The following is a 23,737-nucleotide window of genomic DNA, read 5'->3' as shown; positions in this document are numbered from 1 at the left end:
ACCGATGACGTACCGATGACGGGTGTCAGGCGACGGCGTCGTGCAGCCGGGCGGCCTGCTTGTCCTTCAGCGGGCCGATGACCGACAGCGAGGGTCGTCGTCCCAGGATCTCCCGGGCGACCGAACGGACATCGTCCGGGGTGACCGAGGCTATCCGGGCCAGCATGTCGTCGACCGACATCTGCTCGCCCCAGCACAGCTCGCTCTTGCCGATGCGGTTCATCAGCGCGCCGGTGTCCTCCAGGCCCAGGACCGTGGAGCCCTGGAGCTGGCCGATGGCGCGGCCGATCTCGTCGTCCGAGAGGCCGTGCTCGGCCACGTGGTCGAGTTCGTCGCGGCAGATCTTCAGCACGTCGTGCACCTGGCTCGGGCGGCAGCCCGCGTACACGCCGAACAGGCCGCAGTCGGCGAAGCCGGAGGTGTACGAGTACACGCTGTACGCCAGGCCGCGCTTCTCCCTGACCTCCTGGAACAGACGGGAGGACATTCCGCCGCCGAGGGCCGTGTTGAGGACCCCCAGGGCCCAGCGGCGCTCGTCCGTGCGGGACAGGCCGGGCATGCCGAGGACGACATGGGCTTGTTCGGTCTTGCGGCCGATCAGCTCGACGCGGCCCGCGGTGCGGAGGGCGCGTTGGCCCTCGCGCGGGGCGATGGGCGTGGCGTCGAGGTCCTTGAAGGCGCCCGCGTTCTCGAAGGCGGCGCGGACCTGTCGTACGACCTTGTTGTGGTCGATGTTGCCGGCGCACGCGACCACGAGGTGGGTCGGGTCGTAGTGCTTCTTGTAGAAGCGGCGGATGCGGTCGGCGGTGAGGGCGTTGACCGTGTCGACCGTGCCCAGGACGGGGCGGCCGAGGGGGTTGTCGCCGAACATGGTGTGCGCGAACAGGTCGTGCACGCAGTCGCCCGGGTCGTCCTCGGTCATCGCGATCTCTTCGAGGATCGCGCCGCGCTCGACGTTGACGTCCTCTTCGAGGATCAGCGAGCCCGTCAGCATGTCACAGACGACGTCGATGGCGAGGGGCAGGTCGGTGTCGAGCACGCGCGCGTAGTAGCACGTGTACTCCTTCGCCGTGAACGCGTTCATCTCGCCGCCGACGGCGTCGATGGCGGAGGAGATGTCGAGCGCGCTGCGTCGCGTGGTGCCCTTGAAGAGCAGGTGCTCCAGATAGTGCGTGGCGCCGTTCAGGGACGGCGTCTCGTCGCGGGAGCCGACGTGGGCCCAGATGCCGAAGGTGGCGGAGCGCACGGAGGGCAGGGTCTCGGTGACCACGCGGAGGCCGCCGGGGAGGGTGGTCTTACGGACGGTACCGATGCCGTTGACGCCTTTGATGAGGGTTTGGGTACGGGCGACGGCCCGCGCCTCCGAAGAGGTGCGGGCCGTCGCCGTGGAGCTACTCGACGTCACTTGTCGGTGTCGTCCTTCTTGTCGTCGTCGCCTTCGCCTTCGCCTTCGCCCTCGATCACGGGGATCAGGGAGAGCTTGCCGCGCGAGTCGATCTCGGCGATCTCGACCTGGACCTTGGCGCCCACGCCGAGCACGTCTTCGACGTTCTCCACGCGCTTGCCGCCGGCCAGCTTGCGGATCTGCGAGATGTGCAGCAGACCGTCCTTGCCCGGGAGCAGCGAGACGAACGCACCGAAGGTGGTCGTCTTCACGACCGTGCCCAGGTAGCGCTCGCCGACCTCCGGCATGGTCGGGTTGGCGATCGAGTTGATCGTGGTGCGGGCGGCCTCGGCGGCCGGGCCGTCGGAGGCACCGATGTAGATGGTGCCGTCGTCCTCGATCGTGATCTCGGCGCCGGTGTCCTCCTGGATCTGGTTGATCATCTTGCCCTTGGGGCCGATGACCTCGCCGATCTTGTCCACGGGGATCTTGACGGTGATGATCCGAGGGGCGTTCGGGGACATCTCGTCCGGCGTGTCGATCGCTTCCATCATCACGTCGAGGATGTGGAGGCGGGCGTCACGGGCCTGCTTGAGGGCGGCGGCCAGGACGGAGGCCGGGATGCCGTCCAGCTTGGTGTCGAGCTGGAGGGCGGTCACGAACTCCTTGGTGCCGGCGACCTTGAAGTCCATGTCGCCGAAGGCGTCCTCCGCACCGAGGATGTCGGTGAGGGTGACGTAGTGCGTCTCGCCCTCGATCTCCTGGGAGATCAGGCCCATGGCGATACCGGCGACGGGGGCCTTGAGCGGCACACCGGCGTTCAGCAGCGACATGGTGGAGGCGCAGACCGAGCCCATGGAGGTCGAGCCGTTCGAGCTGAGCGCCTCGGACACCTGGCGGATCGCGTAGGGGAACTCCTCGCGGGTCGGCAGGACCGGCACCAGGGCGCGCTCTGCGAGGGCGCCGTGGCCGATCTCGCGGCGCTTCGGGGAGCCGACGCGGCCGGTCTCACCGGTGGAGTACGGCGGGAAGTTGTAGTTGTGCATGTAGCGCTTGCGCGTCACCGGCGACAGCGTGTCCAGCTGCTGCTCCATGCGGAGCATGTTCAGCGTCGTGACGCCCAGGATCTGGGTCTCGCCGCGCTCGAACACGGCGGAGCCGTGCACCCGCGGGATGGCCTCGACCTCGGCGGCGAGCGTACGGATGTCCGTCACGCCGCGGCCGTCGATGCGCTTCTTCTCCTTGATCACGCGCTCGCGGACCAGCTGCTTGGTGAGCGAGCGGTACGCGGCGGAGATCTCCTTCTCGCGACCCTCGAACTCCGGCAGGAGCTTCTCGGCGGCGAGCGCCTTGACGCGGTCCAGCTCGGACTCGCGCTCCTGCTTGCCCGCGATGGTCAGCGCGGAGGCGAGCTCCGGGCGGACGGCGGCGGTCAGCGCCTCCAGGACGTCGTCCTGGTAGTCGAGGAAGATCGGGAACTCGCCGGTCGGCTTGGCGGCCTTCGCGGCGAGGTCGGCCTGGGCCTTGCAGAGCACCTTGATGAAGGGCTTCGCGGCGTCCAGACCGGCGGCGACGACCTCCTCGGTCGGCGCCTCGGCGCCGCCCTTGACCAGCTGGATGGTCTTCTCGGTGGCCTCGGCCTCGACCATCATGATCGCGACGTCGCCGTCCTCCAGGGTGCGACCGGCGACCACCATGTCGAAGACGGCGTCCTCGAGCTCGGTGTGCGTCGGGAACGCGACCCACTGGCCGTTGATCAGCGCGACGCGGACGCCGCCGATCGGGCCGGAGAAGGGCAGACCGGCCAGCTGCGTGGACGCGGAGGCGGCGTTGATCGCCACGACGTCGTACAGGTGGTCGGGGTTGAGCGCCATGATCGTGGCGACGACCTGGATCTCGTTGCGCAGGCCCTTCTTGAAGGACGGGCGCAGCGGGCGGTCGATGAGGCGGCAGGTGAGGATGGCGTCCTCGGACGGCCGGCCCTCACGGCGGAAGAAGCTGCCGGGGATCTTGCCGGCGGCGTACATCCGCTCCTCGACGTCCACCGTCAGCGGGAAGAAGTCGAGCTGGTCCTTGGGGTTCTTGGATGCGGTGGTGGCCGACAGCACCATGGTGTCGTCGTCCAGGTACGCCACGGCGGAGCCGGCGGCCTGCTTGGCCAGGCGGCCCGTCTCGAAGCGGATGGTGCGGGTGCCGAAGGAGCCGTTGTCAATGACGGCCTCGGCGTAGTGGGTCTCGTTCTCCACTAGCGTTTTCTCCTCGTCTTCGTCCCTCCTCGCCCGTGTGGCGGGGGACGGTGGCGGAGAAGCGCTCCGTCTGGTGCGGGCCGGTCTTCGATCGAAGCCCTCGGGGCTCACTTTCCCCCGGGGGCCACTACCGAGGACCGGCGGCGGCGAGGCGCGCTTCTCCTCGTTCGTCTTGTGATGTCGCCCTACCCCTGTGGGCTCGCGTCATCACGCTGTGTCGTACGTATTGCGTTGTGCTACCACACTACAAAGCGTCAGTGACACTCCGCACGTTTCGCATGTGCGGCGGGGACTTCGCGTGCGGCAGGTCTCTCCGCATTCGGTAGGGAGAGACCGTCTGTGGAGCCCCTATGGAGCCCGTTTGTCCCGTATGTACAGCAAAGGGAGCGGTCCCCAAACCCCGGGAACCGCTCCCCTCAAGGCGTCTTACTTGGCGCCCGCCGCACCGCGGCGGATGCCAAGACGCTCGACCAGCGTACGGAAGCGCTGGATGTCCTTCTTGGCGAGGTACTGCAGCAGGCGGCGGCGCTGACCGACCAGAATCAGCAGACCACGGCGGGAGTGGTGGTCGTGCTTGTGGGTCTTGAGGTGCTCGGTCAGGTCGGAGATCCGACGCGACAGCAGAGCGACCTGGACCTCGGGGGAGCCGGTGTCACCCTCCTTGGTGCCGAACTCGGTCATGATCTGCTTCTTCGTAGCGGCGTCGAGCGACACGCGTACTCCTCATAGTCTGTGAAATGCCACCGAGTGCCCCCGGTCTGCATCGCGGGGGAGCTTCCGTTACTCGGGAGGCGGGGATCCGCTGGGCGCGGCCTCCAGGGCCTGAGGCTCCGGGGGCGCGTACACAAACGGCCACCGCACAGCTTACCAGCCTGGAACGATGCCTCTGTCCGGGGGCGGGAGCGGGCTCGACGGGGGCGCTCTCCACGCCAATGGCCACGGTGTCACGCCCGCGTCCTCGCCCGCATGAACGACCGCCGTGAGCGGCCGCGCGCGCCGACGTGGTGGGTCACCGCGTACAGGGGGCCGGGGGAGGTCGGCTTTCTGTTGGGCGGAACGGCACGGCTGTCCTTCTGCCGGACGGTAGTTCGACGCGGCTGCCCGCGCCCTGGACGTACATCCGCGAACCCCTGACCAGGAGGAACGGCTGCAAGTAGGGTGGCCGCACAGCTCGTTGGCACACAAGGAAGGACCGAGCCGCGATGGCCGAGGCCGAGGACAAGGAACAGCTCAAGGCACGCAAGGAGCGGGAGAGGGACGAGCTGTACGCCCTCGACATCTCCGGCGTCGAGTGGCACAGCGCGCCGGGCACCGAGGAGCACGAGGAGCGGGTGGAGATCGCCTACCTTCCCGGCGGGGCCGTGGCCATGCGGTCGTCGCTCGACCCGGACACCGTGCTGCGGTACACGGAGGCGGAGTGGCGGGCGTTCGTGCTGGGGGCACGGGACGGGGAGTTCGATCTGGAGCCGGCGCCGCACAATGGGGGGCTCGCGGCGGAGTGACGGGGTAGGTGGGGCAGGGGAGGCGGGGCAGGGAGGCGGTACGAGTCCTGCTCCCCCTGCCTCGTTGGCGCACGTTGTCCTTGCGCCCTCAGGCATCGCACCCCGAGCCGAACTTCTTGACCGTCTTGCCCGTCACGACGTCGAATCCGACGATCCCGTTGGCGTTGTCGACGAGGTCGCCCCGCTCCTTGCTCCTGACGAAGACCTGCCCGGCACCGGCCACGATCGTCGGGCAGTCCTCGGCGGAGGGATACGGCGATTCGCCGGCGCACTCGGCGACTGATTCCCGCCCTCGAGGCCGATGGTGGTGCGGTACCTGCCGTGATCGTCCAGGGTGATCAGGCCGGTGACGCCGATCTCGTCGGCCGAGACAGCGAGGACGGCGGGGTCGCTGGACACCAGCCGGATGTCCCGGACGCCCTTGGCGAGGGCGTACGTCCACATGGTTCCGCCGGTTTTCGGATCGAGCTCGGGCACCCGGTACGTCGTTGACTGGTACGAGCCGATCGGAACGGCGGCATCGCTCCAGCACTCGAGCCGGACGACCAACCCGTCTCCGCCGCCGGCGCCCATGTGTTCGCAGTTCCCGGTGGCCTTGATCCGCCGGCGCCGCTCGCCTCCGTCCATGGCGTAGGCATCCGTGCCGCCGCCCCAGGTCATGGTCGGCACGGACGCCGCGCCCGGTGACGAGGCATCCGTCTCCCGGACGTCGAGGGGGCTGTGCGCCGCGGCGGCGGACGGCTTGTCCGACTGTGTGGAAGCCGGGTCCCACAGCAGCCAGGTGCTCCCGGCCGACACGACGACCAGGACGGCTGTCAGCGCGCCGAGCACCGTCCCGCGGCGCTTCCTGCGCTGCTGGTTCGCCGTGACAGTGGACTGGGTGTAGACGGAAGGACGTGGGCCGAAACCCACGCTCGAAGATCCCCTCGTTCATGCCCCGGCCGTTCGTTCCCTGCCGACCACGCCGGGGCGTGCTCCCACCCCGGTCAGCTCGTCATCGACCGTGCCGTCGTGTACACGTCGAAGACGGCCAGTGCCAGCGGCACCAGGGTCAGCAGTACGAAGCCCTCGGCGATCTCCAGGAAGCGTCCCCAGAACGGGGTGAGGCCGCCGCGCGAGACGATCAGGCCGATCGCCGTGACCAGCGCGGCCGCCGCCGCGATCGCCGCGATGAGCCAGATCGTCCGGATGTCGAGGTCGGTGCGGTCACCCGTGAGGGCCTCGCGGATCACCGCGTGCGGCGGGTTGAGCGCCAGTCCGAGGCCGAGCAGTACGAGGGAGGCGAGACCGCCGGCCAGGACGGGGGCGACCTGGGCGGTGTAGCGGAAGAGGTGGGCGCGCATCAGCAGGGCCACGCCGGTCGCGAGGGCGAGGAGTTGGGCCCAGACGTTCGAGGAGAAGCCGAGGACGGCCGAGGAGCCGACGGCGATCAGCGCGCAGCCGCCCACCAGGCCGACCAGGAGTTCGTGTCCGCGCCGCGCCTTGGCGGTGACCCGCTCGGCGTCGACCGGCTCCTGGGGGGTGGGGTCGGTGTCATACGCGCTGCGCGGGGCGGTGTTGGGGGTGTCGAAGCCGATCGGGAGCCGGGCGAAGCGCATCGACAGGCCCGGCAGGAAGGCCAGGCCTCCGACGGCGATCGGGGCGCACAGGGCGCCGATCTCGGAGGGCGTCCAGTCGGCGAGGGTCGCCGCGAACACGGCGAGCAGGCCGGTGCCGGAGGCGAAGACGAAGGCGACGAACGGGCCGTCCCCGCTCGGCGAGCACAAGGTGAGCAGCACCGAGGCCAGCAGCACCGCCGCGCAGGCGAGGAGGAACTGGAGCTTGCCGATGCCCTGTCCGTCGGCGAGCGGCAGCAGACCCGAGCCGGCCACGCCGACGTTGGGCAGGGCGCCGAGTCCCAGGGCGATGGCCGAGGCCCGGTCGTCGTAGACCCGGGCGCGCACGCATGCGAGGACGACCAGCAGGACACCGGCGACCCCGGCGAGGATGCCGGGCAGGCTGTGCATGTCGTGGAGCGGGTCGCCCATCCAGGCCACGAAGGCCAGCAGGACCGGCAGTACGCCTCCTCCGACGAGGCCTGCCACACGCGTCAGGTCGCCGCTCCACAAGGTGCGTTCGCTGGTCACGGCGGAGGCGACCGCGTCGGATACGTCGTCGAAGACGGCGGGGGGCAGCGACTCGGAGAAGGGGCGCAGCGTGAGGAGTTCGCCGTCGAGGATGCGCTGGGAGGCGAAGGAACGGGAGCTGTCGAGGACGGTGCCGTCCCGGCGTACCAGGTGGTAGCCGACGGGTGCGCTCTCGGCGGGGCTCTGCTGGGAGAGCCTGAGGATCTCCGGATAGATGTCGGCGACCGGGATGTCGTCGGGCAGTGCCACGTCGATCCGGCTGTCGGGCGCGACGATGGTGACCCGGCAGAAACCGAGTCCCGTACCCGCCCCTGCAGGAGTTCCCGTACCGGGTCCCCCGGTGGCTGCCGCGGAGGCCGTCATGCTCACCTGCTGCTCCCCCTCAGTGATGATTCTGTGCCTACGGTATGGAAATCCGGCGTGACTTTTCCCGCCCCCTGTGACCGACGATGCGGGGAGGTGGCGAGAACGGTGCCGTCGTGCCGTCGCCGGGGTTCCGCATCTCGCCAGATCGCACGGAATGCCCCAATACTCCAGCTCAACTCGCGTGTGCTGACGCGAACATCCGGCACCCTACCGCCCCCTTGTGTCCGCTGAAGTCAGTAGGATCACGCGGCGGCCTGCGTCCGCCTGACACGGGGCGGCGGACGGACTCTCGGGCCGGCCAAGGGAATGGATGACAGTGAGCCACATCGTCGTGAAGCGCCCGCCTCGGGTGCTGCCGTCCGAAGTGTCCACGCAGGAGATCGTCCTGCAGCCTCCGCCCGAACTGCCGCGGGGGCACCAGGACAGCGTGCTGATGCAACTCCTGCCGACGCTCGGCATGGGTGGCTCGGTGGTCTTCTTCTTCACGAGCGGGCAACCGTTCATGCGGATCATGGGCATGATCATGATCGCCTCGACGATCGCCATGTCCATCGCGATGGTGGTCCGCTTCCGCCGCGGCAACCAGGGGCAGTTGGCGGACCTGCGCCGCGACTACCTGAGCTACCTGGCGCAGACCCGGCGCACGGCCGTCGACACGGCGAAGGCACAGCGCGACGCGCAGTACTTCCTCCACCCCTCCCCCGAACAGCTGTGGGCCCTGGTCGCCGAGGGCAGCCGGGTGTGGGAACGCCGCCCCGGCGACGAGGACTTCGCCCAGGTCCGCATCGGCCTCGGCTCGCAGGGCCTCGCCACCGCCCTGGTCGCCCCCGAGACCGCCCCCGTCGAGCAGCTGGAGCCGCTGACCGCGGGTGCGATGCAGCGCTTTCTCGCCGTCCACAGCACCCTGGACGACCTGCCGATGGCGGTCTCACTGCGTGCCTTCTACCACGTCACGATCAGCGGCGATCCGCAGTCCGTACGGTCCTCCGCCCGGGCCATGGCCGGCTCGCTGGCCGCGCTGCACTCCCCCGAGGACCTGCTCATCGTGGTCGCGGCGGGCCGCGAGGCCCTGCCCCACTGGGAGTGGGCCAAGTGGCTGCCGCACGTCCAGGCGCCCGGTGCCGTGGACGGCGCGGGCAGCCGCAGGCTGATCAACAGCGACACCCGCGAGTTGGAGAACCTGCTCGCCACCCGGCTGACGGGCCGCCCGCGCTTCCACCCGAACGCGGCGCCCCTGCCGGAGGAGCCCCACATCGTCGTCGTACTCGACGGCCTCTCCCTGCCCCCGGACTCGGTCCTGGCCAACCCCGAAGGGCTCCAGGGCGTCACCGTCCTCGAGGTCGTTCCCGGCGAACTGACCACGGGCGGCGGGGAGCTCTCCATCGTCGTACAGCCCGAGGCACTGCACCTGGAGTCGGGGCACGGTGTCGTCTACGAGGGGACTCCCGACGCCCTCTCGTACGAATCCGCCGAGGCCCTCGCCCGGCAACTGGCCCCGCTGCGGATGGCCTCCGGCGGGGACGACGACGAACCCCTGCTCGCCAACCTGGAGTTCACCGACCTGCTGAACCTCGGTGACGCGGCGTCCGTCGACACCCAGCGCACCTGGCGGCCGCGTTCGCTGGCCGAGCGGCTGCGGGTGCCGATCGGTGTCGGCGAGGACGGACGCCCCGTGATGCTGGACCTCAAGGAGGCCGCGCAGGAGGGCATGGGCCCGCACGGCCTGTGCGTGGGCGCCACCGGCTCCGGCAAGTCGGAGCTGCTGCGCACCTTGGTGCTGGGCCTGGCGGTCACGCATTCGTCGGAGACGCTGAACTTCGTCCTGGCGGACTTCAAGGGCGGCGCGACCTTCGCAGGCATGGCGCAGATGCCGCACGTGGCGGCCGTCATCACCAACCTCGCCGACGACCTCACCCTGGTCGACCGCATGGGCGACTCCATCCGCGGCGAGCTCAACCGCCGCCAGGAGATGCTGCGTGACGCGGGCAACTACGCCAACATCCACGACTACGAGAAGGCGCGCGCGGCGGGTGCGCCCCTGCAGCCCATTCCGTCCTTGGTGCTGGTGATCGACGAGTTCAGTGAGCTGTTGACGGCGAAGCCGGACTTCATCGAGATGTTCGTGCAGATCGGCCGCATCGGCCGTTCGCTCGGCGTGCACCTTCTGCTGGCTTCGCAGCGCCTGGAGGAGGGCCGCCTGCGCGGCCTGGAGACCTACCTGTCGTACCGGGTCGGTCTGCGTACCTTCTCCGCCGCCGAGTCCCGGGCGGCGATCGGCGTGCCGGACGCCTATGAGCTGCCGAACGTCCCGGGCTCGGGCATCCTGAAGCACGGCACGGGCGAGATGGTGCGTTTCAAGGCGGCGTACGTCTCGGGCGTGTACCGCTCGGGCACGCAGCGGGCGACGCTGGGCGGCGGCCCGCTGCCGGTGGACCGACGGCCGGTGCTGTTCACGGCGGCCGAGGTACCGGTGCAGTACGTGGCGGTGCCGCAGCAGCGCCCTTCGGCTTCGGACGGCCCGGACGTCGACGACGCGCTCGCGGACACCGTGCTGGACGTGATCGTGCGCCGGCTGGAGGCGCAGGGCCCGGCGGCCCACCAGGTGTGGCTGCCGCCGCTGGACAGCCCGCCGTCGCTGGACGGGCTGCTGCCCGGGCTCACGGCGGTGCAGGGCCGCGGGCTCACCCAGCCCGGATACGAGGGCGCCGGCCGCCTGGTCGTACCGGCGGGCCTGGTGGACAAGCCGTACGAGCAGCGCCGCGACCCGCTCTGGGTCGACTTCTCCGGCGCGGCCGGCCACATGCAGATCCTCGGCGGTCCGCAGTCCGGCAAGTCGACGCTGGTGCGCACCCTGATCTCGGCGTTCGCGCTCACGCACACGCCGCACGAAGTCCAGTTCTACGGCCTCGACTTCGGCGGTGGCGGCATGGCGGCGGTGGCCGGGCTGCCGCACGTGGGTGGGGTCGCCTCGCGCCTGGATCCGGAGCGGGTGCGGCGGACGGTGGCCGAGGTGTACGGGGTGCTGACCCGTCGCGAGGAGTACTTCCGTTCGTCGGGCATCTCGTCGATCGCGGATTTCCGGGCGCGGCGGGCGCGAGGCGACATCTCGGTCACGGATCAGCCGTGGGGCGATGTGTTCCTGGTCATCGACGGCTGGGGCAACTTCCGTGCGGACTACGAGGCGATAGACCAGGTGATCCTCGACATCGCGGCGCGTGGTCTCGGTTACGGCGTCCACCTGATCCTGACGGCCTCACGCTCGATGGAGGTCAGGGCCAACCTCAAGGACCACCTGATGAACCGCCTGGAGCTGCGGCTCGGCGACACGATGGACTCCGAGCTGGACCGCAAGGTGGCCGCGAACGTGCCGGCGGGCGTGCCCGGCCGCGGACAGGCCCCGCAGAAGCTGCACTTCATGGCGGCGGTGCCACGCATCGACGGTCTGACCTCCGACACGGACCTGGCCGACGCCACGGCAGCGCTGGCGACCGAGGTCTCCCGGCACTGGCAGGCGCCCGGCGCGCCCGAAGTCCGGCTGCTGCCCCGCGAGTTCCCGGCCGAGCAGCTGCCTCCGGGCCATCGCTTCCCGCGCCGCGGTGTCGCCTTCGCCCTCGACGAGGACAACCTCGAACCGGTCTTCGTCGACTTCGAGCAGGACCCGTTCTTCCTCGTCTTCGGCGAGAGCGAGTCGGGCAAGTCGAACCTGCTGCGGCTGCTGATCAAGCAGGTGACTGAGCGTTACTCGGGCGACGAGGCCAAGCTGTTCGTCATCGACAACCGGCGCGCACTGCTGGACGCGACGCCGTCGTCCCACCTGGCCGAGTACATCCCCATGTCCAACGCCATGGACCACCACATGGCCGCCCTGGCCGACCTCATGAAGCGCCGCACCCCGACGGCCGACGTGACCGCACAGCAGCTGCGGGACCGGAGTTGGTGGCGCGGGCCGACGGTGTACGTCGTTATCGACGACTACGACCTGGTGGCGACGTCGAGCGGCAATCCGCTGGCGGGATTGACGGAGCTGTTGCCGTTCGCCCGGGACGTGGGGGTGCGGTTCATCATCGCGCGGTCGACGGCGGGCGCGGGGCGGGCGTCGTACGAGGCGTTCATGCAGCGTGTGAAGGAGCTGGGGGCGCAGGGGGTTGTGCTGGCCGGCGATCCGGGTGAGGGGGATCTGCTCGGGGGGGTTCGGCCGCGGCCTATGCCTGCGGGGCGGGGGGTCTTTGTTTCTCGGCGGCGGGGGAAGCCGTTGGTGCAGGTGGGGTTGGTGGCGGAGGGGGTTTACTGAGGTGCAGCGGGGGCGGGTTGAGTTGTCGTACGTGGCGTACTTGGCGTCGGGAGGGGCGTTCTAATGGTCGGGGTAGGAATCTTCATGCTTCTGCTCGCCCTCTGGCTCGGCGGAATGGGCCTGGTCGACCAGAAGGCACTCTGGTGGCGCTTCCAGGCACGCCGCTTCAGCGACCCGGAAGCGAACGAGCCGTCGGAAGCCGGGTACAGAGCCCGGCGAATTCTGCTGCTCTCACTCGCGGCGGCAACGGTCGTGATGGCCGTGTGGTGGTTCACCAGCATTGACTACATCGAGTCCGGTGGGCTTGAGGACTGAGGCCAGTGGACCACTTACAAGGGCTTGTAAAAGGTACGAGTAGCAACTCGAACGGGAGAGTACGTCTGAGTAAGTCTGGCTGCGCTGACCAGCGCGCGATCGTCCGGGAACAGGCGGAGCGCAATCGTCCGGGAATCGGCCGGGCGAAGACACGGGGGAAGGGGCACACCTATGGCGTGGGATGAGTGGGAGCAGCTGAAGTTGCAGGCAGCTCAGAACGGGTCGACCCAGATGCAGCTGAACCAGCTGGACCCCGGCAGCGGCGGACGGCCTGCGCCGGATCCCAGCACCTACGGCAACCTGAAGGTCAGCCAGAAGGACCTGGCGAAGATCGGCCAGAACGCCTTCGATCTGTACGACGACCTGTGGAAGCAGGGGCGCAGAGCGGTGCCCAGTAGCGAGAGCGCCGCCGGGACCCTGACGAAGGGCGGCTTCGCCCTCGGCAGCGCCCTGCAGCACGTCGCGCTCCGCTGGGACGAGCAACTGTCCTCCCTCCGGGACGCGTGCGCACACATCTCGAATCACATGAGAGTCACCAAGAACCTGCACGCCGATGACGACGACTACATCCGTCGGCAGATGAGCAGCATCGACCTGCTGGACGCGGGCTTCGACGAGCGTGTCGGTCCTCCTGGCAAGCAGAACTCGATCTACGGCGAACCGGATGACAAGAAGGGCAAGAACTGATGGATCTCGACGCCCTTCGGAACGCCGACTTCAGCCTGCTCGACGATGCCGTCGACGACTGGTCGACGATGGTCAAGGACCTGGAGACGCTGAGGGGGGAAGCCGAAAAGGGCCTCCGAGGCACCGCCAACAAGGCCGACTGGGCGGGTGTAAACGCCACCGTCTCCAAGGAGTTCATCGGCAAGACCACCGAGGAATTCAAGGACGCACACGGCCAGGCGAACTCCATTTACAAGATCCTCAGGGACACCCGGAACGAGCTGAAGGACTACAAGGGGCAGCTCAACGACGCCATTGAGCGCGGCCGCCAGAAGAATCTGACGGTCATCGGTTACGAGGGCGGCTTCACCGTCACCACGAATGTCCCGCCGGAAGGCCGTGCCAAGCAGGACGAGGACAACAAGGGCGAGATCACCGCGCTTCGGGACGAGATCCAAAGGATCCTCGACAAGGCCACCGAGAGCGACAAGTCAGCCAGCACGGTCCTCACGGCCATTGCCGACCAGAGCAAGCTGGGCTTCTCGGACGCCGACTACGGCAGTCGGGACGAGGCGGCCGAAGCGATCAAGAAAGCTGACGAGCTGGCCAGGCTGGCGAAGAAGAAGCCCGAGGACCTGACGGTGGAGGAGTTCGACCATCTCAACAAGGGTCTGAAGGACTACGCGGACGACGAACTGTTCTCGGAACGCTTCGCCACGAGCCTCGGAGCGGACGGGACCCTCAACTTCTGGACCGGCATCAACGACCGGAACAGCGCCTGGGAACTGGGGCAGAAGCGGGCCGACCAGTTCGACGATCTGCAGAAGAACCTAAGCCTCACCCTTGCCACAGCGTCGCAGAGCGACAACGCCGGTATGACGGAGTGGAAGTCCAGGATGACCGACCTGGCTGACAAACCCGTGGGCCGCAACGGCGGTTTCCCCCTTGGGGCGCAGGTCATGACCAACCTGATGCGGTTCGGCGACTACGACGACCGATTCCTCGTCAGCTATGGCGACAAGCTGATCGAGACGGAGAAGAAGTTCACGGACAACGGGCGCCACGGCGCGTGGACCCGTACGGGTGGCGACCAACTCCTTAACCGCACGGGCACCGACTCGGGCTGGGACCCGATGACGGGCTATCTCAAGGGACTGTCCAATAGCCCGGATGCGGCAACGGAGTTCTTCAACGGCACCTTCGTCACGAAGGACGAGGATCACGACTTCAAACACGACACTGACGGTGACGGGAAGGAGGGGAAGAGGACTCTCAGCAACTTCGACTACCTGTTTGAGGAGCGCGACTGGCCGCAGGACATGGACGACAAGGGCGAGGAGAGCATCGCCGGGCGGAACAATCTCGCGCTGGCGTTGGAGGCGGCTACTACGGGGCATCCGGCGGGGGAGACGCCGACAGTGGATACGCCTCCGCACAATGCTGAACAGGCCAGGCTTATGGAGAACCTCGTGGGATCGATCTCAGAGGACCCCGGGCGGCTGACCGATAAGGGGTACATGTCTGACAGCATCGGCCAGATCGCTTCTGAGTACCTGGCTGACATCAACCGTGCTACGGCCGACGCCCCCGAAGGCAACGACAGCGTGGCCCGTCTCTTCCCGATTTCCGGGACGCCCGCTGAAATGCAGCACGTTGACGTCACCCGCTTCCTTGTCGCCGTCGGGCAGGATCCGGAAGGCTACGCCGCTGTCGAAGTCAGTCAGAAGACTTACATGGCCAGGCTTATGGACTACCACCTCAACCCAGACCTCCCAGCGGACCAACGGTACGACCAGAGCGCCGAGGCCACGGTGAAGGAGATCGCGCGCAGGTCGGGCGAGGTCGGTGGCACGCTCGCACTCGGACGAAATGAAGCTGTTCTGGGGCCTGCAAAGGAAGCCGATGGCGACTTCGAAAACGCCGTGAACCAGAAGAAGAACTTGATCTCGGGCACCGTTGGCACGCTCGTCGGTGTGGGCACATCCTTCATCGCCAGCCCCGCAGTCGGCGCTGGCGTCGGCGGGGCTGCAGGCACTGCCACCAGCATGGTGCTGGAGCAGTTCTACAAGGATTCCGAACCCGAGTTCACCAAGGAACTGGGTAGGGACATCGGCGAGCGCTGGGAGAACTCAAAGGATGCCAACACGGCGATGGCTCACAACGCAGCTGTCGCGGCGGCCAACGCCTACCACACGCCGTACGCCGACAGCGTGGACGAGTGGACGCGCATCGGCACCGCAGACGGCTTCAACGACGCATCCACTGCAGGCCACCAGATGGCCAGGGACCTTGAGACGGAGATTCCTGACTGACCGGTGCCCTGGAGTCTGGCACGCCGGCTGGCCTCCAGGGTTGCTTCCTGCGTCGCACTGACCAATCGTCTCTCAACGTCAAAGTAAAGGGACTCCGTGAAAAAGATCTGCAACGCCGCGCGGCTGAGAGCTCGCGCCGCTCTCACTCTTGTCACCGCAGCGACCGCGCTGCTGTCCACCGCCGCGTGCTCGCCTTCCGACAAGCACTACACGGTCCCTAACTCGATCTGCGGGATCAAAGTTCCTCAGAATGTACTGAAGCCAGTTCTTCCGAACGGCGAGGAGCTGACGGAACATCCGGAATCCTCGGGAAGCACCAAACGGTGCCGCATTCATGTCGACGGTGAGTCAGTCCTTTCAGCCAGCACAGAGCGCTGGGAAGACGAGACGACGGCAAGCGATGTCGCCCAGTCTGCGCTCGGAGTTGACCCGCAGGATCAGCAAAGCGACGGGGGCCGATACATCTACTCGTCGACTGGAGCCGTCGGCAAGGTCGACTGCGCCAAGGCGGACGAGGCCCACGAGCCGCTGTGGGCTTCTGTCCGGGTGACCCACGACGATGCGAAGGCTGCGGACATGCTCAAGCTCATCAGGGGCTACGGGGAGGCTGTCGGCTCTTCAGAGGAATGCACCCAGTGACGGCGCCTTCGTGCCGCGCACGCCGACACGGGTACCTTGCCGCTCTCGCTATGTCCTTGACGGTTCTCGTCGGTTGCGGTGGGGGCGCTAACGAGGAATCAGCCCTCAGCGTGCAGGAAACAACGTCGGTGTTGCCGGACGGCAAAGCCGTTCCAGGGTGGGATGTTGCGGCCGAGCCTTCGGCTTACGCACAAAAGAAGGCTCTTGAATTCGGTCTGACCTCTTGCTATACGAAGGAAGCCTGCGAGAACGTCCACATCGCGGGTCGGTCTGTTTTCATGAAAGCGCAGAAGCCCGGCATCACATTTTTGATCATGACCTATCAGGACGCAGAAACTGCGCAGTCGGCCTACGACCCGGTATGGGAGGCTTGGAAGGACCGCGTCCCTGAGGCTAAGAGAGTGAACCTCGGGAAGATCGGGGAACGCAACGACGCCGTGACCGGGATGGATGTCTCGGGCGTCCCTGGGTCGAAGTCTGTGCTCTCACAAGTGCGAGTGGGCAGTGTCATTCTGCTGACGCATGGTGCGGCGGTACCAAAAGTCGAGTTGTCGGATTCCCTGATAGGGAAGTGCGCCACCGCCTTCGCCGAACGTGCTCGGCAGGCACAAGACGGCGAGACGCCGTCGGCCGGCCTTGAGAACGTTTGATGCGATACGTCGCTCGCATACGTCGGCATCGCCCTATCCGTGCGTTCTCGCCATCAGGGCTGCCGGAGCGGCGGCACCTTTGGGACCTCCGCCGTTGCGGCGGTTCGTGGGGTGGTGCCAGTTTGGTGTTAGAGGTTGGGTTCTGGGTGAGATGGCTTCGGCAGCTAAGACCGCTTGCAATCAGGGTGCTTCAAGAAACAACCCCAGTGCACTTGTTCCGTTGAGCTCTGTGAGCGGCATGCGAGAAGCCGATCGAAGTGCGGGTGACTTGACCCCAGTGGAGCGGACCGACATGAGCAGGTGCGTTAGCAGGCCTCCGCTGAGATGCTCGCTACCTCATGTGAGTCCCTCGCACTCGAACTGATCTGCGGGATACTTGTCGGTCATCGCATCGACGAGGGGGGCGTTTGGCGGATCATTACCAGCTCCGAGACCCCGCAGTTCGTGCCGGTCACCGGTGGAGCAATCCACCAATCGCTCCCAACTGCTCTACCGCATCCCCATCCGGCCCGCCCCGACTTCGAACCACAGCAGTTTCCCCGTGCTGCGGTCGAGCAGGCCGTCACCGAGAGCCCATCCACCCCACGAGTCGGCCTACTCCTGGATGAGGAACAGCCCACGCCCACCGACGGCGTCCACCGGGGCCCGCGCGACACGGTCGCCGAGCGGCTTGTCAAAGGGGGCAGGAATGTGGCAGCTCGTATCCCATACGCCGACCCGTAGCCGCCCGCCCCCAAGCGCGGTCAGCCGCAGGGAGGCAGGGCCCTTGGGTGTGCCGGTAGGCGTTGGTAACCAGCTCGGATGTCAACAGCTCGACCACGTCTAGCACTTCGGGCATGCCGTGCCCGTTCAGCGCTGCTCGTACGGTCATCCGTGCGACGCGTGCGGCGCGGGGGTCGTGAGGCAAGCAGAGGGCATAAACCCAGGTGTCGGGCGGGGATACGGTGACCATGAAGGAGCTCCCGGAGGACGAGGAAGGGACTTGGCTTCGCTCAACGGCTCCGCCCAGCGGCGGCATTGCCTGGGTTGATGCACTTCCGGCTTATCGGCGCGGGCAGTTGCCTGCGTGACACACACCATAGAGTGTGCGATGTGATACTTAACATCGCACGAGCGATAGACTTCACAATTCCCTCCTGTGGGTGCCCGCGGGAACGCCATGACGAGAGAGAACCCAGTGCCGCCCAGCGCTACCCCCACCCTGCGCCAGCAGCGACTAGGTGCCGAACTACGCAAGCTCAGGGAACATTCGGGGCTGACCTCGACTGCGGCCGCAGAACTGCTCGGCCTCAAGCAGGGTCAGCTCAGCAGTATCGAAGCCGGCCGCTATGCCGTCAGCGCCGACCGCGTGCGCACCCTCGCCCGTGCGTTCAGCTGCGCCGACCAGGCGCTGGTCGAAGCCCTCGCGGCAATGACCGGGGGCCGCACTCGTGGCTGGTGGGACGACTACCGGGAATATCTGTCCGTCGGGTTGATCGACCTTGCCGAACTTGAACATCATGCGACTGCGTTGCGCGTGGCCCTGTCCCTGCACATCCCTGCACTGCTGCAAACCGCAGATCACGCACGATCCATGCTTCGAGAGGCAGTTCCGCCCTTCCGCCCGTACGAACTTGAGCATCGCCTCTCGTACCGCATCAAGCGGCAGGAGGTCCTCCAACCGCTCAAATCCGCTCCCCTATGCGGCAGTACTGCATGAGGCAGCTCTACGCATGCAGTACGGCGGGCCGGAAGTCGCCGACGCACAGCTCGCCCACCTTCTTGAGCTGAGCGAGCAGGACAACATCACCATCCGCGTCATCCCGTTCACCTCTCCCCACTTCCCTGGGAACGGGCAATCATTCGACTACGCCGCCGGGCCGGTCCCTCAGCTCGACACGGTCCAGCTGGACACCCACCACGGCGGCTGCGAATTCCTGGACGCAGCGGCCCAGTTGACCAAGTACCGTACCGTACTGGACCGAATGGAGTCCTGCGCTCTCGAGACCGCCGAGTCATGCGAGATCATCGAGCACGTTAGGCAGAACCTCTGAAAGGGACGACATGCACACACTGGCCTGGCAGAAGTCGACCTACAGCCCGGACGGCTCGAATTGTGTCTACGTCGCCGCCGCTCCCACCGGCACCATTCACCTCCGCGAAAGCGACGAGCCGGAGGTCATCCTGGCTACGACCCCCGCCGCTCTGCACGAACTGATACGCATATTCAAGACGACACAAAAGCCACACTGATGCATGCCGCTCGTAATCCACACTCTAGAATATCTCCAGCGCGATGACGTTCTTGTCGTACAGGCGTTGCGGTCGGCGACCGACCGCCGCCGGATCCACGCCGCTGACGGCCGACGATCTGGTCGGCCCGTTCCAGGTTGGCCCTTGCCGTCCACGAGGATCTGCCGGACGCGGACCAGACCGTAACCGTGCTTCGCCCACAGCAAGGCGCCGAGGTTGACACCAGGGCGGCGGACGCCGCAGCGCCGTCTCCGTCCTTGTCTTTTCTCCGTGCCACTGTCACGACCGGGAAGCCCGCCAAAACACGGCCCTGCGGAAGTCCGGGTGCCGGGCACGACACAGGGTGGGCACCTCCCGTGCGCGCCCACCCTAGTTCCGTCAACTGCGCGCGCTTACTGGAAGTAGCTGGCGCCCTTCAGGTCGCCGCCCCGGTAGTCACCGCCGGCGGTTTGGACGCGCTGGGAGATCTGGACCAGCGCCGTGTGGATGCCCCGCGCGTGCGTGTCCCACTGCTTGGACTTCTTCTGGAACTCCTCGAACGCCTCGCCGCCCCAGCCCGAGGACACGTTGAGCACGGCCTGCTTCAGGGCCTCGAGGTCCTCCTCGAGCTTCTTGGCCTGGTTGCCGAGCTCGGTGGCGAGCGCGTCCATGGTGCCGTACGTAACGGCAAGTTCGTCGTAGTGGACTCCGGACATGTTTCCCTCGCTTCTATGAAGATTTCAGCCGGACTGCGCAGCCCGGACAAGGTGCGGCTCAGTGCCGCCGATGGCCCGTCAGTAGCTGTTGAGCGCCGAAGTCTTTCCACCGAGATCGTCTACCGAGATCTGCTTGAGGTCAGCCTCGATCTGGTCTTCGAGGTTGCGCTTGTCGGTCTTGTTCAGGTTGATGCCCTCGAGGAAGTCGTCGAGCATCTTGCCGATCGCGACCATGTGCTGGTTGATTTCCGTCTGCTTCGTGTTGAACGCCTGGGCGCCCTGTCCCCTCCAGGCCTTCTCGATCATGTCGATCGTGCCCTGCAGCTTCGCGAGCGATCCCCTGATGTTGTCGTATCGATCGACGACCTCAGTCTGAAGCCTCTGTACGTCGCTTTCATTGAGCTTGCGGTCGACCATTTCGGCACTCCCTTTCGTAAGAGCTGTGGTTCATTTCCGCGCGCGTCACCGCGCCAGAAAGGTTGTGTGTGACCGGTTGCCGTGCGTGAGTCGTCATGCTCCTCGCCGCGAACGGATCACCGCGAAGGCACCGCCCCCGATCACCAGGACAGCCCCTGCGGCTCCTAGGGCGACCCACATCGTGGTGTTGTCGGACGACTGCGAGCTTGACCCTGCCGCCGCGGTCTGGCCGCCAGCGGTGTCCTTGGAGGCTTGTGACGAGGTTGATGCGGAAGCGGAGGGTGAGGCGGTGACGCCCGTGACGCCGGTTCCGTTCTCGAAGCTGAGGGGGTCGGTGGCGGCTGACCCCGGGTTGATGCTGCTGTTCTCCAGCACCTTGCGGGGGCGGACGATGCCGTAGCCGAGGTAGTTACTCCGGTCGCCCTTCGGCCAAGTGCGGCCTGCCGTGTCGATCAGGGTGCGGAGGACCTGGTTGGCTGTCCAGTTGGGGTGAGCGGACCAGATGAGGGCGGCGGACGCAGAGGCGATGGCGGTGGCCATACTTGTTCCGTCTCCGTCGTCGCAATACGAGCGAAATGTTGCGTCGCACCAGTAGGGCACGTTGAGGCCGGGAGCCCCCAGATCGACATAGTTGCCGTACTCCGAGAAGTCGCCGACTGTCCCCTTCTCGTCCGCAGCAGCCACCCCGACGACGTAAGGGTAGGCGGCCGGGTAGCCGATGAAGTTCTTGGATTCAGCGTCGTTGCCTGTGCCAGCGAACATCAACTTCCCCTTGGATTGGGCGTACTTGACGGCCTTCTCCACATCCGGGTCGATGATGTTAGTTGCGAAGGACATGCTGATGATCTGAGCGTCACTATCAGCCGCAGCCTTGATCGCATCCACGACCGAAGGGGTCTTCTTCTTGTCGGTGCTGTTCTTCACACCCTCGGTGAGCACTCGATAGGGGACGATCTTCGCGCTGGGAGCCAGGCCTTGTAGGCCGCCTCCGGCGCCAGTGCCAGCAATCAACTCCGCCATGCTGGTGCCGTGGCTGTCGTAGTCCTTCGTGGCGTTGTACGAGACCGCTTGCGGCACCTCATCTCCGAGCACCTGGCCCTTCAAAGACGAGGTGTGGGGATTCACGCCGGTGTCCAGCAGGGCAACCTTGACGCCCTTGCCTGTGCTGATCTTCCACATGCCTTCGGCGTCCATCGCGTTCAAGTACCACTGCTTCGACTGAACGTCTGCGGCGACCGCACTCGGAGCCAGCCCCGAAGACACGATTGCGAAAGCACCGAGCGCCGCGCACACGGTGGACATCCGTCTTCCGGCACGTCCTGCGAAGAACGCAGTCAATCCGCCACGTGGGCTGGTCCCTGTCATGCCTCTGTAGATCCTCGCTCTTATTCAGTCAGTCACTGGTGGCGCGTTGCGCCGCGGGGTCTCCGGCTGAGACTCACCCTCACGATCTTCGCGGTTCGTGTTCCGTCGATTCCCCGTCCGACCGTGCGGGGCGTCCCCACCACCTCCGGCCGGCCCACCGCTTCTCGCGGGTGGGGTTCGCCCCTTGGGCGTTCCGACAACGCCGTCAGGATTGCCCGCAGGGGGTCGGGCAGTCTGACCAGGACGAGAGCCGGGAGTGGAGTTCGGCGCCCCGATCACTCCACGCTGCCCGATTTGGCCGACGGGCGTACGGGAGCCGGTGTTGCCCTCGGCGCCGACGACCGTGCCGCGGGGGACCCTGGAACCGGTCGCCCCTTGAGGACCTGGGGCGGGCCTTCCTCCGACGACACCATTGCCGCGCGCCGCACCTGTGGAACTCGCGCCACCGGCGTGGCCGCTCGCCGGTCCCACGACGGGGCGTGGCGTTCCGCCGGAGACACCTCGGCCCATGGGAGACGCGCCGCCGCCTGGGATTCCCGACTGCCCCGTAGCCATGGCGCGTCCCATCGGGCCCGTGGTGCCGCGCCCGCCAGCAGTGCCGCTGGGAGTGGCTGTGCGGCCCTGTGCCGAGATCGGGGCCCTGTTGCTGTTCGCTCCACCGAAGCCTGACGTACGGCCGGCCTGCCCGCTCGGGACAGGAGGAACCGTGCCGGAGCTGAAGGGAGGGACTGTCCCTCCGCCCCCGCCGCTCGGACCGGTCACCGTCGGCGGCACGTTGGTCGCCGGCCTCGTGGTCTCCTGGGGCGGCAGCGTGCCTACGCTGTCGATCTTCGTACCGACGTTCACATCAGGGTGGACAGTTGGATCGTCCACGTGCTTGAGCGGAGGCGTGACGTCTCCTGTACTCCGCTCTCCCGTTGCTGTGCTCGAAGAGTCATGCCTGGCCACCGCAGATTCACGAGCGGCCCCAAGCCCACCCGTACCTTGCTCTTCACTGCCTTGGCGGATCTTCCCGTAGGACGGATCCGGCTGTGGCACCCCCACATCCGGCATAGGCTCAAACGTCGGCGGCTCCTGCCCCGCCATGACCTCTTCCGACACCGCGTAGAAGGACGCCAGACGATTCATCTGGTTGATCGCCTCTTGGCGGTCCTTCTCGACCTTGACCGCTGCCGCGTACTCCTTGTTGCCCTCCACCTGCATGGGCGTCGGGATCTCATCCACGGTCTTGGGAACGAGCCGGCTGTCACGGGGCGGCATAGCCGTACGGACGGAGGCAAGGCCCGTGGCCGCTGCCGTGATCTGCGTGCCCGTCACTCCGGCGAAGGCGGCGAGTTCGAGAGCGTGCTTGACGAGTTTGTCGCCCCACTTGTGGAAGGCCGTGGCGGTCTCGCCCTCCCACTCAACCCGACTGATGTGGCCTTTGAGTTCCTCGGCCGCTTTTTCGATCGCGTCCTTGGCGTTCCACAGAGCCTTGCCCGCCGTCTCCAGGTCCTCCGGTCTCGCGGACTCGACCAGGTCGATCATGGCGTTCAGGTCGTGGCCCTCGAAGTTCGACCTGCCCAGGGCACTGAGGGCTGCGCCGCCGAAGGGGGTCGCCTCCACCACACGACTGACCGTGTTGATGACGCCGGCCTGCTCGGCGACCTGCTTCTTCTCCGCCTGGTGCGGGTCCTGGTGCTTCTGTTCGTCACTCACTAGTAGGTACCCGTCCGCTCGTTGTAGCTCTTCGGCGCGGACTTGCCCTGCTTCTCGGCCTCTGCGGCGTCCTTCTCGCGCTGCGCGTCCTGCCACTCGCGGTCGATGCCGGCCTGGATCTCCCAGAACCGTCGCCGCTGCTCCTCGTCGAGGTCGCTGAAGTTGCCGCCCGCACCGATGACGGCGATCTGGAGCGCCTCGATCTGCAGGCCCAGGTTCTTGGAAAGCGCAGTCAGACGCTCATGGACCCGCTCGTACTGCGCGTGGAGGCCCTTGGCCTCGGCGAACCCACCCGAACCGCTGAACGACGCCTCGGAGAGACGGTGCGCGCCGACCTTCTGCGCGCTGCCCTGCGAGCCCTCAAAATCGGAGAGCGCGGCGTCCACGCGCTTCTTGAACTCGCTCAGTGACTCGAGTCTGACCTTGAGAGCTTGGCGCTCCGCAGCAGGCACGATGCCTTCCCTCCCCGTTCCCCGTTTGTAAAGCTGTCAAGCGATGCACAGGCGGTGGCCTGATCAACACACTCGATGACCACTGTAGTCATTGTGTAAATCGCGGCCAACTGAACTTTGTGTTAGGTGAGTTACGAAGTTGTCGAGACACCGTCAGGAGGCCCACTCCGAACCCCCTCGAAGGCTTTGAAACTTGGGCAAGCCACTCGCGTCCCGCCACACTCGCCCTCTACCAAGAACTGCCCCGATCGGTCAGACGCCGGGCGTGGCTCAAACTTTGCGATGCAAAAACGTGCCTGCCGTCTGAGGACAAGGCGAGTCCCATGGCGCGGGGCCACTACACGTCGGTCCTCAGTGCCCGCCGGGCGTCCACCTCGCTGG

Annotated in this window: 18 protein-coding genes and 2 pseudogenes; 10 read left to right on the top strand and 10 right to left on the bottom strand. The window is 67.0% G+C overall.

All coding sequences use genetic code 11. The features are described from left to right. Positions 1–25 precede the first annotated feature (25 nt). From ABT063_RS09935 to rpsO, 3 genes are all read right to left on the bottom strand, one after another. Entirely contained in the window at positions 26–1,405 is a 1,380-nt protein-coding gene (locus tag ABT063_RS09935; protein ID WP_351056696.1) for a M16 family metallopeptidase, read from the bottom strand. Next, on the bottom strand, positions 1,402–3,630 hold the full coding sequence (locus ABT063_RS09930; protein ID WP_351056695.1) for a polyribonucleotide nucleotidyltransferase: 2,229 nt from the start codon (positions 3,628–3,630) through the stop codon (positions 1,402–1,404). The genes ABT063_RS09935 and ABT063_RS09930 overlap by 4 nt, the downstream gene beginning before the upstream one ends. A gap of 426 nt (positions 3,631–4,056) precedes the next feature. Continuing rightward, on the bottom strand, positions 4,057–4,344 hold the full coding sequence (rpsO, locus tag ABT063_RS09925) for a 30S ribosomal protein S15 (protein WP_351056693.1): 288 nt from the start codon (positions 4,342–4,344) through the stop codon (positions 4,057–4,059). Between the two features lie 488 nt (positions 4,345–4,832). On the opposite strand from rpsO, the gene ABT063_RS09920 reads away from it, so the two are divergent. Next, complete coding sequence (locus ABT063_RS09920) at positions 4,833–5,132, top strand: DUF397 domain-containing protein (RefSeq protein ID WP_351056692.1); 300 nt, start codon at positions 4,833–4,835, stop codon at positions 5,130–5,132. 132 nt (positions 5,133–5,264) lie between these two features. Here the strand turns inward: ABT063_RS09920 and ABT063_RS09915 are convergent, their stop codons facing one another. Both ABT063_RS09915 and eccD read right to left on the bottom strand, forming a co-directional pair. Then, positions 5,265–6,044 (bottom strand): hypothetical protein, encoded by a 780-nt coding sequence (locus tag ABT063_RS09915; protein WP_351056691.1) that lies wholly within the window; start codon positions 6,042–6,044, stop codon positions 5,265–5,267. A 74-nt stretch (positions 6,045–6,118) separates the two neighbouring features. Then, entirely contained in the window at positions 6,119–7,621 is a 1,503-nt protein-coding gene (gene eccD, locus ABT063_RS09910; RefSeq protein ID WP_351056720.1) for a type VII secretion integral membrane protein EccD, read from the bottom strand. 319 nt (positions 7,622–7,940) lie between these two features. Between eccD and eccCa the strand changes: the two genes are divergently transcribed. The 6 genes from eccCa to ABT063_RS09880 all read left to right on the top strand — a co-directional run bounded on the left by eccCa (position 7,941) and on the right by ABT063_RS09880 (position 16,497). Then, positions 7,941–11,915, top strand: coding sequence for a type VII secretion protein EccCa (gene eccCa, locus ABT063_RS09905; RefSeq protein WP_351056689.1), 3,975 nt, complete (start codon positions 7,941–7,943; stop codon positions 11,913–11,915). A gap of 84 nt (positions 11,916–11,999) precedes the next feature. Further along, positions 12,000–12,230 (top strand): DUF6199 family natural product biosynthesis protein, encoded by a 231-nt coding sequence (locus tag ABT063_RS09900; RefSeq protein WP_351056688.1) that lies wholly within the window; start codon positions 12,000–12,002, stop codon positions 12,228–12,230. Positions 12,231–12,401: 171 nt separating this feature from the next. Next, the gene (locus tag ABT063_RS09895; protein WP_351056687.1) at positions 12,402–12,917 is read left to right on the top strand and encodes a hypothetical protein; all 516 of its coding nucleotides are present in this window, start codon (positions 12,402–12,404) and stop codon (positions 12,915–12,917) included. Further along, positions 12,917–15,208 carry a hypothetical protein gene (locus ABT063_RS09890; protein WP_351056686.1) on the top strand — a complete coding sequence of 764 codons (2,292 nt, stop codon included), beginning with the start codon at positions 12,917–12,919 and terminating at the stop codon, positions 15,206–15,208. Before ABT063_RS09895 ends, ABT063_RS09890 begins: the two co-directional genes overlap by 1 nt. Before the next feature lie 96 nt (positions 15,209–15,304). Further along, entirely contained in the window at positions 15,305–15,847 is a 543-nt protein-coding gene (locus tag ABT063_RS09885) for a hypothetical protein (protein WP_351056685.1), read from the top strand. A gap of 56 nt (positions 15,848–15,903) precedes the next feature. Next, a complete protein-coding gene (locus ABT063_RS09880) occupies positions 15,904–16,497 on the top strand; it encodes a hypothetical protein (protein ID WP_351056684.1) in 594 nt (197 codons plus the stop codon). Positions 16,498–16,986: 489 nt separating this feature from the next. On the opposite strand, the pseudogene ABT063_RS09875 reads toward ABT063_RS09880, so the two are convergent. After that, positions 16,987–17,449, bottom strand: a pseudogene (locus tag ABT063_RS09875) (ATP-binding protein). A 225-nt stretch (positions 17,450–17,674) separates the two neighbouring features. Here ABT063_RS09875 and ABT063_RS09870 point away from each other — a divergent pair. Next, positions 17,675–18,530: pseudogene (locus ABT063_RS09870) on the top strand (helix-turn-helix domain-containing protein). A gap of 10 nt (positions 18,531–18,540) precedes the next feature. Beyond that, entirely contained in the window at positions 18,541–18,729 is a 189-nt protein-coding gene (locus tag ABT063_RS09865; RefSeq protein ID WP_124438835.1) for a DUF397 domain-containing protein, read from the top strand. A 392-nt stretch (positions 18,730–19,121) separates the two neighbouring features. Here ABT063_RS09865 and ABT063_RS09860 read toward each other — a convergent pair whose 3' ends face one another. The 3 genes from ABT063_RS09860 to ABT063_RS09850 form a co-directional block, all read right to left on the bottom strand. Next, a complete protein-coding gene (locus ABT063_RS09860) occupies positions 19,122–19,424 on the bottom strand; it encodes a WXG100 family type VII secretion target (RefSeq protein ID WP_351056683.1) in 303 nt (100 codons plus the stop codon). Between the two features lie 78 nt (positions 19,425–19,502). Continuing rightward, positions 19,503–19,841: a WXG100 family type VII secretion target gene (locus tag ABT063_RS09855; RefSeq protein WP_221757324.1), complete on the bottom strand. Its 339-nt coding sequence runs from the start codon at positions 19,839–19,841 to the stop codon at positions 19,503–19,505. Positions 19,842–19,934: 93 nt separating this feature from the next. After that, positions 19,935–21,035, bottom strand: a complete 1,101-nt coding sequence (locus ABT063_RS09850) for a S8 family serine peptidase (RefSeq protein WP_351056719.1) — start codon at positions 21,033–21,035, stop codon at positions 19,935–19,937. Positions 21,036–22,550: 1,515 nt separating this feature from the next. On the opposite strand from ABT063_RS09850, the gene ABT063_RS09845 reads away from it, so the two are divergent. Beyond that, positions 22,551–22,907 (top strand): hypothetical protein, encoded by a 357-nt coding sequence (locus ABT063_RS09845; protein WP_351056682.1) that lies wholly within the window; start codon positions 22,551–22,553, stop codon positions 22,905–22,907. On the opposite strand, the gene ABT063_RS09840 is transcribed toward ABT063_RS09845, so the two are convergent. Further along, positions 22,904–23,356: a DUF2563 family protein gene (locus tag ABT063_RS09840; protein ID WP_351056681.1), complete on the bottom strand. Its 453-nt coding sequence runs from the start codon at positions 23,354–23,356 to the stop codon at positions 22,904–22,906. The two genes, ABT063_RS09845 and ABT063_RS09840, sit on opposite strands and share 4 nt — an antisense overlap. Between the last annotated feature and the right edge of the window lie 381 nt (positions 23,357–23,737).

Source organism: Streptomyces sp. NPDC002838 (assembly GCF_040295365.1).
Classification (GTDB): Bacteria; Actinomycetota; Actinomycetes; order Streptomycetales; family Streptomycetaceae; genus Streptomyces.
Note: the sequence above shows the minus strand (reverse complement) of the source record. Positions and strands in the feature narration are given on the sequence as shown.

Excerpts from the sequence above, each read along its gene's own strand:
- ABT063_RS09860 (WP_351056683.1), bottom strand. The coding sequence starts at position 19,424 with ATGTCCGGAGTCCACTACGACGAACTTGCCGTTACGTACGGCACCATG.
- ABT063_RS09855 (WP_221757324.1), bottom strand. The coding sequence starts at position 19,841 with ATGGTCGACCGCAAGCTCAATGAAAGCGACGTACAGAGGCTTCAGACT.
- ABT063_RS09900 (WP_351056688.1), top strand. The coding sequence starts at position 12,000 with ATGCTTCTGCTCGCCCTCTGGCTCGGCGGAATGGGCCTGGTCGACCAG.
- ABT063_RS09920 (WP_351056692.1), top strand. The coding sequence starts at position 4,833 with ATGGCCGAGGCCGAGGACAAGGAACAGCTCAAGGCACGCAAGGAGCGG.
- eccD (WP_351056720.1), bottom strand. The coding sequence starts at position 7,621 with ATGACGGCCTCCGCGGCAGCCACCGGGGGACCCGGTACGGGAACTCCT.
- ABT063_RS09850 (WP_351056719.1), bottom strand. The coding sequence starts at position 21,035 with ATGGACGCCGAAGGCATGTGGAAGATCAGCACAGGCAAGGGCGTCAAG.
- ABT063_RS09895 (WP_351056687.1), top strand. The coding sequence starts at position 12,402 with ATGGCGTGGGATGAGTGGGAGCAGCTGAAGTTGCAGGCAGCTCAGAAC.
- ABT063_RS09890 (WP_351056686.1), top strand. The coding sequence starts at position 12,917 with ATGGATCTCGACGCCCTTCGGAACGCCGACTTCAGCCTGCTCGACGAT.
- ABT063_RS09865 (WP_124438835.1), top strand. The coding sequence starts at position 18,541 with ATGCACACACTGGCCTGGCAGAAGTCGACCTACAGCCCGGACGGCTCG.